The organism is Clostridium sp. Cult3 (assembly GCF_021655115.1).
GTDB lineage: Bacteria > Bacillota > Clostridia > Tissierellales > Tepidimicrobiaceae > PPXY01.
Genome location: NZ_PPXY01000045.1, coordinates 1 through 11,539 on the forward strand (window position 1 = coordinate 1; position 11,539 = coordinate 11,539).

Consider the following 11,539-nt stretch of genomic DNA (forward strand, 5'->3'; position numbering starts at 1 on the left):
CTGTCTATGCCAGTTTGTGTGGGGACCATCCTGGGAATTATATGGCCCGAAGGATGTAGTTGAATTTGCTAAAGTGGCTATTGATTGGGATACATCTATCCATGAGTTGATGCTTATTGGAGAGAGAAGGATAAACATGATGAGGTACTTTAATGCTAAGGCTGGATTTGATAAAGAAGACGACTATCTTCCAGACAGACTATTTGAACCTTTTAAAGAAGGACCATCTAAGGGAGTAGCTATGGATAGAGAAAAATTTGATGAAGCATTGATTACCTATTATAATATAGCTGGATGGGATCAAGAGACTGGAAATCCTACAGAGGGAACGCTTAAGAGACTTTCTTTAGGATGGCTATTGGAAGAATGGGTATACACGAGGTGAGAATGTGATCGTAAATGGTAAGGAGAGGGATATAGAACCAGGGACTACTATAGAGGAGTTAATCCAAACCATGGGTTTTCCAAAGAATATTGTAGTAGTAAAGGTAAATGGCAAAAGAATCTCCAAGGAAGAATACCATACAAAGCTTGATAACAATAGCAATGTAGAAATATATAGTTTGATCGGTGGAGGGTAGAGACAAAAAAACGGTGCTAAGCACCGTTTTTGATAGTTATTGGCAATCTTCATATAGTTTAAGCTTCCAACATATGTTATAATGGATATGACTAAAATTTGTAATGGAGGGTGAAGTATGGAAAAAGCTATGGTCAGGGTTAGAATGAGTGCTGGTGATGCACATTATGGTGGAGATTTGGTAGATGGAGCTAAGATGCTACAATTGTTTGGCGATGTGGCTACGGAGCTGCTCATAAGACATGATGGGGATGAGGGCTTGTTTGTAGCCTATGACAATGTAGAATTTTTAGCTCCTGTTTATGCTGGTGAGTTTATTGAGGCAGTAGGTGAAATAACAAAAGTAGGTAATACCTCTAGAAAGATGAAATTTGAAGCGAGAAAGGTCATAGTACCAAGGCCAGACATCAATGAATCGGCTTGTGATGTATTGGACGAGCCTGTAGTAGTCTGTAGAGCTGAAGGGACTTGTGTTGTTCCAAAGGACAAGATGAGAAAATAGGAGGGATTTCATGGATAAGTTGATTATAACTGCAGCCATATGTGGAGCTGAGGTTACAAAGGAGAACAATCCAAATGTACCTTACACAGTAGAGGAAATAGGAAGAGAAGCTGAATCCGCCTATAAGGCAGGAGCTAGCATTATACATCTCCATGTAAGGGAAGACGATGGAACACCTACTCAAGACAAGGAAAGGTTCAGACTATGTATTGAAGAGATAAAAAGGAGATGCCCTGATGTAATCATTCAGCCTTCTACAGGAGGAGCAGTAGGCATGTCTGATGAGGAAAGATTACAGCCAGTAGAACTTCTTCCTGAAATGGCAACTTTAGACTGTGGAACCTTAAACTTTGGAGGAGACGAAATATTTGTAAATACTGAAAACACCATAAAGAACTTTGGCAAGGTAATGATAGAAAAGAATGTTAAACCGGAAATAGAAGTATTCGATAAAGGTATGATTGACTATGCCATTAGATTTGCTAAGGAGGGCTACATATTAGAGCCTATGCATTTTGATTTCGTACTCGGAGTACAAATGACAGCAACAGCAAGGGACTTAGCGTTTATGGTAGATAGCATACCAGCTGGTTCTACATGGACTGTAGCGGGAGTAGGAAGACATGAGATGCCAATGGCAGCTATGGGGATTGCTATGGGGGGCCATGTTCGAGTTGGATTTGAGGACAACGTTTACCTATCTAAAGGGGTTTTAGCTAAGTCCAATGGAGAATTAGTAGAGAAGGTAGTTAGAATAGCGAAAGAATTAGGCAGAGATATAGCAACTCCCGATGAAGCGAGGGAGATATTAAGCCTTAAGAAGAGATAAGTTCATAGAATAAAAGGTCAAGAGAGGGCTAAGATTCAACAAAAAGGTCTCTCTTGATTTTTTTTATATAAATTTTCGACATTTAGAAGGATTTTTAGCTTTTGTATAGAATTAATCTACTAAGGAGGAGATTCCTATGTTGATTAACGGCTTAAAAACCTTAATTATTAGATGTCGATTTTGTGGCAGATTAAGGCAATATGATATTAATCTATTTGAAGCTATGAAAAATAATAGTATTGAATATATATGTAAATGTGGAGAAATCAATGCACGTATTAATAAGGGAATAAATAATGATATAAGAGTTGAATTAGGCTGTTTTCCTTGTGGTGACAAACATTATTATAGTATGAAATTAAAAGATGTACTAAGAAATGATAACCGAATATATTGTTACCAGGGTTTTCAAGCGTGTTTCATAGGCAGTAAAAAGGTTGCCAATCAGATATTATTAGAAAAACAGATGAACTTACGAGAGGGCAATAGGGACACCTGTGGAGAAGATTATTTCAACAACTTTAAGGTATTAGGTAGGGCCCTAAAGCATTTGTATGTTTTAAACCAGAATCACAAAATTACTTGTGATTGTGGTAATTCCAGTATAGATGTAGAACTTTTTCCTGATAGGATAGAGCTAAAATGTGATAATTGCCATAGCGTAAATATAATATTTGCAGAAACCGATGAGGACTTGAGTATTCTATTAAGAAGGGATAAAATAGTACTGAAAGAGCACAGTATTACCTGCATCGATTCCATAAAGGAAAAGAATAGAGATATTAAGAAATAGAATGGGTAATATATAATCAAACAATGTACTAATAATTAAATAAAGGGAGGCATATATATATGTTAGTTACCGGTAGAGAAATTTTACAAGATGCTCATAAAAACAACTATGCAGTAGGAGCATTTAATGTGAACAATATGGAAATAGTTCAAGCTATAATAGAAGCGGCAGAGGAGACCAATTCACCTGTTATCCTTCAAGCTAGCCAAGGAGGATTGAAATATGCAGGTGTTGAATATATAGCTGAGCTAGGAAAATTGGCAGCTCGTAATGCAAAGGTACCAGTGGCCCTTCATTTAGACCATGGTACAGATTTTGACCAAGTAATGCTATGTATAAGACATGGGTTTACTTCCGTAATGATAGATGGCTCTAGATTTGAATTAGATGGAAATATAGCAATAACTAAAAAGGTAATAGAAGTAGCTCATGTTGTAGGGGTTTCCGTAGAAGCAGAATTAGGAAAAATCGGCGGAACAGAAGACCATATTACCGTAGAAGAAAAGGATGCAACCTTTACCGATCCTAAAGAAGCTAAAAGATTTGTAGACGAAACCAATGTAGACTCTCTAGCTATAGCTGTAGGCACTGCCCATGGATTGTATAAGGGAGAACCAAAGCTTGATTATGATAGGATAAAGACCATTAAGGAGCTGCTAGATATTCCATTGGTATTACACGGATCTAGTGGAGTTCCAGAAGAAAGCATTAAAAAGGCTGTATCCCTTGGTATAAACAAGATAAATATAGATACGGATTTAAGAGTAGCTTTTTCCAATGCTATTAAAGACTTTATAAAGGAAAACCCAGACAATATCGATCCTAGAAAGATCCTAGGACCAGCTAAAGAAGCTATGAAAGAAGCAGTAGCAGAAAAGATGCGTCTATTTGGTTCAGCAGGAAGAGCTTAGATGAAATAGTGGCGACCTTTGGTCGCCTATTATATAGGGTAGAGGAGTTGATAGATTTGAAATTATTTATTGATACTGCTAATATTGACGAGATAGAAGAGGTAAACCAATGGGGAGTTATTTGTGGCGTAACTACTAATCCATCATTGATAGCAAAAGAAGGTAGGGATTTTAAACAGGTAATAGAGGAAATATCCAGCATCGTAGATGGGCCTATTAGTGCAGAGGTCATATCCTTAGAATGGAAGGGAATGGTAAAAGAGGCTAGAGAATTAGCCAAGATCCATCCCAATATAGTTGTAAAAATCCCCATGACAAAGGATGGATTAAAAGCTGTCAACATCTTATCAAAGGAAGGGATAAAGACCAATGTAACTTTGATATTCTCTCCTAATCAAGCCCTATTGGCTGCAAAAGCAGGGGCAAGCTATGTAAGCCCATTTGTAGGTAGATTAGATGATATAGGCAATGAAGGTATATATATTATAGAAGATATAGTGGAAATATTTAATGTTCATGGTATAGATACGGAGATAATTGCTGCTAGCATAAGACATCCAGTCCATGTAATCCAGGCAGCAAAGGCGGGCTCTCATATAGCCACCATACCTTACAAGGTATTTATTCAGATGTTAGCCCATCCATTGACGGATATAGGAATTGAGAAATTCTTAAAGGATTGGGAAGGATTAGAAAAATAGAGACATATATAGAACCTGGATAGGGAAACTACTTATCCAGGTTTATATTTTATATTTTAGGTCATAATACTACAATTATAAAATATACATTGTGAATTAATATACTTTTAGTTTATAATATAGTAGGTAATAAGTATGTCATAATTCATTATAAAGGAGAGATAATATGGATAGGGATTTAGCTTTATCTTTAGTAAGGGTTACAGAAATTGCTGCATTAGCATCAGGTAGATATATGGGTAGAGGAGATGAAATGGGAGCCGACCAAGCAGCTGTAGATGGTATGAGGGCTGCATTTGATCTAGTCAACACCAAGGGAAAGGTGGTCATAGGCGAAGGAGAATTAGATGAAGCCCCTATGCTATATATTGGAGAAGAAATAGGCAAAGGTATGGATATAGAAGCAGATATTGCAGTAGACCCAGTAGAGGGTACTACACTAGTAGCTAAAGGGCTTCCTAATGCTATTTCCGTCATAGCTATGGCGCCAAAGGGTTGCCTTTTAAATGCACCAGATACCTATATGAAAAAAATAGCGGTAGGGCCCAAAGCAGCAGGTAAAATTGATATAGATGCTACTGTGGAAGAGAACCTAGTAAGTGTGGCTAAGGCATTGAATAAGAATATATCCGATTTAACGGTTATCATACAGGATAGGGAAAGACATAAGGATATCATAGATGAAGCCAGAAGAGTAGGAGCCCGGATCAAATTGTTTAGTGAAGGGGATGTGGCAGCAGCTATAGCTACCGCCTTTGAAGATACAGGAGTAGATATACTCATAGGTATAGGTGGGGCCCCTGAAGGAGTCATTGCAGCAGCTGCTCTTAAATGTATGGGAGGAGACTTCCAAGGGAAGCTATATCCTATGAGCGAAAAGGAAAGGATAAGATGTGCAAGTATGGGGTGGACAGAAGATAAGTTAGATAAACTCCTTACTATGAATGATCTAGCTGAAGGTAACGATATATTCTTTGCAGCTACAGGCATTTCTGATGGGGATCTGTTGAAGGGGGTAGTATACTACGGAGACAATCTAGCTAAGACTCACTCGGTAGTAATGAGATCTAAGACAGGTACCATAAGGTTTGTAGAGGCCCAACATAAGCTAGACAAAAACAATATACTAAAGGAGCTACTAAAAAAGCATAGGTAAATGTGCTATGCTAATTGACATAGAAAACCCAAATAGAATATACTATATAGAGAAATATTAAATTCTATGGGGGAATTCATATGGATAGGAATTTAGCATTAAATTTAGTCAGAGTAACAGAAGCAGCAGCCTTGCAATCAGCTCGTTATCTAGGACGAGGTGACAAAAATATGGCAGACCAGGCAGCTGTAAATGGAATGAGAAAGATGTTTGACACCTTAACCATCGATGGTGTTGTGGTTATAGGTGAGGGAGAAATGGATCATGCTCCTATGCTATATATAGGGGAGCAAATCGGTAAAGCTACAGAGGATTCTATAAAATTAGACATAGCAGTAGACCCTCTAGATGGAACTACTGCTGTGGCTAAAGGACTTTCCAATGCTATCTCCGTCGTGGCTGTAGCACCTAGAGGCTGTCTTCTACATGCACCGGATATGTATATGAATAAAATTGCCGTAGGGCCTAAGGCCAAAGGAAAAGTAAGCTTAGATGCACCTATAGAGGACAATCTACACAATCTTTCCAAAGCATTAAACAAACCTATTTCCGATATTACTGTAACCATGTTAGATAGACCAAGACATGAGGATTTGATTCGTCGAGTCAGGAAAGCTGGAGCTAGGATTAAATTATTTCAGGATGGAGATGTAGCAGCAGCTATGGCTACCTGCTTTGAAGATTTAGGGGTGGATATATTGGTAGGAATAGGAGGAGCCCCAGAAGGGGTTTTGGCAGCGGCAGCTTTAAAATGCATGGGAGGAGAGTTCCAGGGAAGGCTATACCCTATGAATTCAGCGGAACGAACTAGATGTTTTGATATGGGTCTTTATGATACTGATAAGATATTGACTATGGAGGATCTAGCCAAGGGTAACGAAATCATATTTGCCGCTACAGGTATCTCCAATGGAGAGCTATTAAAGGGCGTAGTCTATTATGAAAACTATATGGCAAAGACCTATTCTGTTGTAATGCGATCGGAGACGGGAACTATTAGATTTATAGAAGCCATACATAGACTGGATAAGAAACCGGAGTATGCGAAATAATAAGGTTTGACTATTGATTATTATAATGATATTATATTTTTGATATACTTGTCTATTTAAGCCTATCTTAAAAACTATTCCAAAAGATAAGGAATAATAAACACTTAGGATAAATTTTTTTTAATATTGTGGAGGTGAAATTTTGGATCCAAGTATTTTAGAAGATAAGAAACTAGACGATCTAAGAGTTATAGCTAAAACTATGGGAATTAAATCCATTACTAAATATAGAAAAAGAGAATTGATTGATTTAATTTTAAAGGAAGCTAAAGAGGGACAAAAGGAACAAAACACTGATGAATTTCAAGGAAAAACAATAGATATCGAAGATATCGATATGGAAGAATTACCTGATAAGGTAAGCGAAGAAATTGAGCAGATGGACAATATCAATGGAGCTGAAGGAATTCTAGAAGTCCATCAAGATGGATATGGTTTTTTAAGATGTGATAACTATCTATCTGGGGATAATGATATATATGTATCGCCATCTCAGATACGTAGATTTAGGCTTAGAACGGGAGACAAAGTATTTGGTATTACTAGGGAGCCCAAATCTGGTGAGAAATACAAAGCTCTTCTCTATGTAAAAAAGGTTAATGGCTTCGATCCAGAGACATGTACCAGTAGGCCAGATTTTGATAGTCTAACTCCCATATACCCACGAAAGAAAATTACACTGGAAACAGTTCCTAACAATCTTTCAACTAGAATTATCGATTTAATAGCACCTATTGGTAAGGGACAGAGGGGTATGATAGTATCCCCACCAAAGGCTGGTAAAACCACTCTTCTTAAAAATATTGCCAACGCCATATCTGAGAACCATCCGGATATTGAGATAATAGTGCTTTTAATAGATGAAAGACCTGAGGAAGTAACGGATATGAAAAGATCCGTTAAAGGCGATGTAGTTTATTCTACTTTTGATGAACTTCCCAATCACCATACTAAAGTAGCGGAAATAGTATTGGAAAGGGCCAAAAGATTGGTAGAGCATGGGAAGGATGTGGTAGTGCTTTTAGATAGTATCACCCGTCTTGCTAGAGCTTACAATTTAACTATCCCTGCCACGGGAAGGACCTTGTCTGGTGGATTAGATCCAGGTGCATTACATAGACCTAAAAGATTCTTTGGTGCAGCAAGAAACTTAGAAGAAGGTGGAAGTCTTACTATTCTAGCTACAGCTTTAGTGGAAACCGGTAGTAGAATGGATGATGTTATATTTGAGGAATTTAAGGGTACAGGTAATATGGAGATCCATTTAGATAGAAAGCTATCAGAAAAAAGAATATTCCCAGCTTTGGATATTAACCGATCGGGAACTAGACGAGAAGAGCTACTCCTTACTCAGAAGGAATTGGAAACCATCTGGGCTATCAGAAAAGCATTAGGCAATGCACCTACCCAAGAAGTAACGGAAACCCTAATTGAAAATTTGATGCTAACTAAAACTAACCACATATTTGTAGAAGATATGAGAAATAAAATTTGGATTTAGTTGAAATATCTTTTGCTTTGTGCTATAATTAACTGGTCAAATTGTGTATAATAGTGTATCCTTATATACTTGCAACAAAGAGAGGTGAAAGCAATGAAAAAGGGAATTCATCCAGAATATTATGAAGCTACAGTACGTTGTGCATGTGGAAATACATTTAAAACCGGTTCAACCAAGGAAGAATTGAAGGTAGAAATTTGTTCTGAATGTCATCCATTCTTCACAGGACGTCAGAAGTTTGCTGAACGTGGTGGCCGTGTTGAAAAATTCAAGAAGAAATATGGTATGGATTAATTTCTTCACAAAAATTAGGTTAGTTGCCCAAAGCATCTAACCTTTATTTTTACAATGAAATAGTGAGGGACAACGAGAACCGTCCCCACTGCCCAGATAGGGGGTTGGAAAGAATGAAAATAAAAGATGTGAATAGAGTCCCCAAACATATAACCACCATTGGTGGTCAGGCTTTAATTGAAGGGATATTGATGCGAGGGCCAAAGGATGTGGCTATAGCTGTAAGGAAGGCGGACAAGGAAATAGTCCTTAAAAAGGAGAAGCTAAACACCCTAGGTATGAGATATAAGTTTTTTAGATTACCTTTTATTAGGGGAATAGTGGGATTAGTTGAATCCATGGTCTTTGGTATAAGGGCGCTAATGTATTCTGCCGAATTCTTCGATGAAGCCTTGGAAGAAGAGGAAAAGGAAACTTTTTTAGACAGAGTTTTTAAGGATAAGAGCGAAGATGTAGAAATAGTGCTTACATTATTATTTTCTTTGGCTTTAACCATAGGACTTTTTATTCTGCTACCTAGCTTTATAACCAATCTATTTAAGAACAATATTCACTCACCTTTTTTGATGAATCTATTAGAAGGATTGGTTCGAATAGGAATATTTCTAATCTATGTAGTAGCTGTATCTAAAATGGAAGATGTAGGTCGAGTATTTGAATACCATGGCGCGGAACACAAGACCATTCACTGCTATGAAAGTGGTCAGGAAATGACGGTGGAAAATGTAAAGAAATTTCCTATACTCCATCCTAGATGTGGTACTAGTTTTTTATTTATGGTGATGATAGTGAGTATATTGGTATTATCATTTTTTGGTTGGCCTAATCCATTACAGAGATTTTTGATTAGGATACTTATGTTACCCGTAGTTGCAGGTATCTCCTATGAGATAAATAGGCTTATTGGAAAGAGCAATTCATCCTTGGCTTATTATCTATCGTATCCAGGCCTTATGCTACAGAGAATAGCTACTACCAAAGAGCCAGATGAAGAACAGATTGAGGTAGCTATAGAAGCGTTAAATGCTGTGCTTACAGGAAACGAGGAGGATGACCTGTGGAGATAAATAGTTTATTAAAAAGGGGAGTAGAAATAATTGGGGATAGAAAGTATAGTAATCCCCAATTAGAAGCTACTTTAGTCCTTTGTAAACTGTTAGATGTAGACAAAGTTTATATCTATACCCATGGCAAAGATAGGGTCAGCCAACAGATTGTAGATAAATTTTTAAAATTAATGGGAAAAAGGGCTACTGGCTATCCTATTCAATATATATTGAAGGAAAAAGAGTTTATGGGACTTGAATTCTATATAGAAGAGGGAGTATTGATCCCTAGACCGGATACGGAAATCTTGGTAGAATACGTCCTTGATTATATTGATGAGAGATATCAGGATCAGCCTATAAACTTTCTTGACTTAGGTATTGGCAGTGGTGCCATAGCTTTGTCAGTAGCTTATTATCGTAGAAATGTAAAGGTCTATGGAGTGGATATAGAGGATATACCCTTAAAGGTAGGCCATATAAATAAGGAAAGGTTCAAATTAGACAATGTAAATCTATATAAAGGGGATTTGTTTGGAGGAATAGAAGGTTTGGACTTGGAAGAGAAGCTTCATATTATAGCCTCAAATCCACCTTATATACCTAAAGGAGAAATAGAGAATCTACAAGGAGAGGTAAAGGACTACGAGCCTATAGATGCACTGGCTGGTGGAGAGGATGGCCTAGACTTTTATAGGGAAATAATCCCTAAAAGTAAGAAATATCTACAACCGGAAGGCCTGTTAATATTTGAAATAGGTTTTGACCAAGGGAGCAGAGTGAAAGATATATTTATAGAGGAAGGCTTTCAGGGTATTCAGATATTAAAGGATCTACAGGGATTGGATAGGGTAATCCTAGGAACTATGGAGTAGAGGAGGCTGTTATGGAACTATTGTTTAAGATGTTTATTACCTTCTTTAAAATAGGAGCATTTACTATTGGCGGTGGATATGCCATGTTACCCCTTATACAGGATGAAGTAGTAGAGAAGAATAAATGGTTAACGCCGGAAGAATTTATGGATATATTGGCAATAGCAGAGGTTACTCCTGGACCGGTGGCAGTTAATACTAGCACCTATGTTGGATATAAGATGGCAGGGGTAAAAGGGGCTTTGATTTGTACCCTAGGTACTGTGCTTCCTTCTTTTACAATTATACTGTTAATTGTAAAATTCTTCTGGCAATATAGGGATAACCCCACAATAGATAAGGTGTTTTTAGGGATAAGACCAGCAGTAGCTGCATTGATATTTTCTGCAGTATACAAGTTGGGGAAGAATATGCAATTAAATATAAACAGGATAATAGGAGCAGCCTTTACGGTTTTGGCTATAGTAGTATTGGATATAAGTCCTATAATTATCATACTTATAGCTGCTTTTGGTTCTATCGGATATTTTAAGCATAAGGAGAAGGATATATGAATACATTAAAACTATTTTTATCATTTTTAAAAATTGGTGCTTTTAGTTTTGGTGGAGGCTATGCTATGTTACCTTTAATAAGGAAGGAGATAATAGAGGTCCATGGATGGCTTACAGTAAGGGAATTTATAGATATACTAGCCGTAGTGGAAATGACTCCAGGACCAGTAGCGATTAATTCAGCCACCTTCTTAGGGTACAAAGTAGCAGGTGTATGGGGTTCTATAGCAGCTACAGTAGGGGTGATATTACCGTCTATTGTCATAATCCTTATAATTGCTCACTTCTTATCTAAGTTTAGGGAGTCTCCTTATGTAGATTATGCTTTTAGAGGAATAAGACCAGTAGTATTAGGTTTGGTTGCATCGGCAGCCTTGACGGTAGCTAAAGACGCTATAATCGATATTAAAAGCTTGATCATTGGTATTGTATTGTTTTATTTAGTTTCTTTTAAGGATATGCATCCTATTCCCGTAATAATACTTGCTGGTATTGCCGGGGCAATAATTTATTAAAAATTTCTTTACAAGAGGTGCAAATTATGCTATCCTTCTTTTGGTGAATTGGATTTTTATATAGGAATCATGGTATAATATATAGGAAATCATTCATAAAGCTTATAAATTTTAAATCATAAATGGAGAGTATTCAGGCTTTGTAAACTAAACATGAAAAAATAGCACAATGTTTTATAGAATTGCTTTAAATTGCTTTAAATTACTTTCAATTTCGCCTTGACGATTAT

At 37.0% G+C, this 11,539-nt stretch carries 15 protein-coding genes; all 15 read left to right on the top strand.

What is annotated here, in order from left to right; translation table 11 throughout:
* A partial coding sequence (locus C3E88_RS09075) for an aldehyde ferredoxin oxidoreductase C-terminal domain-containing protein (RefSeq protein WP_236909862.1) occupies positions 1-385 on the top strand: 385 nt, incomplete at its 5' end.
* A gap of 4 nt (positions 386-389) precedes the next feature.
* Positions 390-581 (top strand): sulfur carrier protein ThiS, encoded by a 192-nt coding sequence (gene thiS, locus C3E88_RS09080; protein ID WP_236909863.1) that lies wholly within the window; start codon positions 390-392, stop codon positions 579-581.
* 117 nt (positions 582-698) lie between these two features.
* Positions 699-1,082, top strand: a complete 384-nt coding sequence (locus C3E88_RS09085) for a hotdog domain-containing protein (protein ID WP_236909864.1) — start codon at positions 699-701, stop codon at positions 1,080-1,082.
* Positions 1,083-1,092: 10 nt separating this feature from the next.
* Complete coding sequence (locus C3E88_RS09090) at positions 1,093-1,911, top strand: 3-keto-5-aminohexanoate cleavage protein (RefSeq protein ID WP_236909865.1); 819 nt, start codon at positions 1,093-1,095, stop codon at positions 1,909-1,911.
* A 136-nt stretch (positions 1,912-2,047) separates the two neighbouring features.
* The gene (locus tag C3E88_RS09095) at positions 2,048-2,704 is read left to right on the top strand and encodes a hypothetical protein (protein ID WP_236909866.1); all 657 of its coding nucleotides are present in this window, start codon (positions 2,048-2,050) and stop codon (positions 2,702-2,704) included.
* A gap of 59 nt (positions 2,705-2,763) precedes the next feature.
* The gene (locus tag C3E88_RS09100; protein ID WP_236909867.1) at positions 2,764-3,615 is read left to right on the top strand and encodes a class II fructose-1,6-bisphosphate aldolase; all 852 of its coding nucleotides are present in this window, start codon (positions 2,764-2,766) and stop codon (positions 3,613-3,615) included.
* 56 nt (positions 3,616-3,671) lie between these two features.
* Entirely contained in the window at positions 3,672-4,316 is a 645-nt protein-coding gene (gene fsa, locus C3E88_RS09105) for a fructose-6-phosphate aldolase (RefSeq protein ID WP_236909868.1), read from the top strand.
* 166 nt (positions 4,317-4,482) lie between these two features.
* On the top strand, positions 4,483-5,472 hold the full coding sequence (glpX, locus tag C3E88_RS09110) for a class II fructose-bisphosphatase (protein WP_236909869.1): 990 nt from the start codon (positions 4,483-4,485) through the stop codon (positions 5,470-5,472).
* 80 nt (positions 5,473-5,552) lie between these two features.
* The gene (gene glpX / locus C3E88_RS09115) at positions 5,553-6,524 is read left to right on the top strand and encodes a class II fructose-bisphosphatase (RefSeq protein WP_236909870.1); all 972 of its coding nucleotides are present in this window, start codon (positions 5,553-5,555) and stop codon (positions 6,522-6,524) included.
* Positions 6,525-6,666: 142 nt separating this feature from the next.
* The gene (rho, locus tag C3E88_RS09120; RefSeq protein ID WP_236909871.1) at positions 6,667-8,025 is read left to right on the top strand and encodes a transcription termination factor Rho; all 1,359 of its coding nucleotides are present in this window, start codon (positions 6,667-6,669) and stop codon (positions 8,023-8,025) included.
* A gap of 93 nt (positions 8,026-8,118) precedes the next feature.
* Entirely contained in the window at positions 8,119-8,319 is a 201-nt protein-coding gene (gene rpmE, locus C3E88_RS09125; RefSeq protein WP_236909872.1) for a 50S ribosomal protein L31, read from the top strand.
* A gap of 113 nt (positions 8,320-8,432) precedes the next feature.
* Positions 8,433-9,386: a DUF1385 domain-containing protein gene (locus tag C3E88_RS09130; RefSeq protein ID WP_236909873.1), complete on the top strand. Its 954-nt coding sequence runs from the start codon at positions 8,433-8,435 to the stop codon at positions 9,384-9,386.
* On the top strand, positions 9,377-10,240 hold the full coding sequence (gene prmC, locus C3E88_RS09135; protein ID WP_236909874.1) for a peptide chain release factor N(5)-glutamine methyltransferase: 864 nt from the start codon (positions 9,377-9,379) through the stop codon (positions 10,238-10,240). The genes C3E88_RS09130 and prmC overlap by 10 nt, the downstream gene beginning before the upstream one ends.
* 11 nt (positions 10,241-10,251) lie before the next feature.
* On the top strand, positions 10,252-10,794 hold the full coding sequence (locus C3E88_RS09140) for a chromate transporter (RefSeq protein WP_236909875.1): 543 nt from the start codon (positions 10,252-10,254) through the stop codon (positions 10,792-10,794).
* Positions 10,791-11,309 carry a chromate transporter gene (locus C3E88_RS09145; protein ID WP_236909876.1) on the top strand — a complete coding sequence of 173 codons (519 nt, stop codon included), beginning with the start codon at positions 10,791-10,793 and terminating at the stop codon, positions 11,307-11,309. The genes C3E88_RS09140 and C3E88_RS09145 overlap by 4 nt, the downstream gene beginning before the upstream one ends.
* Positions 11,310-11,539: the final 230 nt, after the last annotated feature.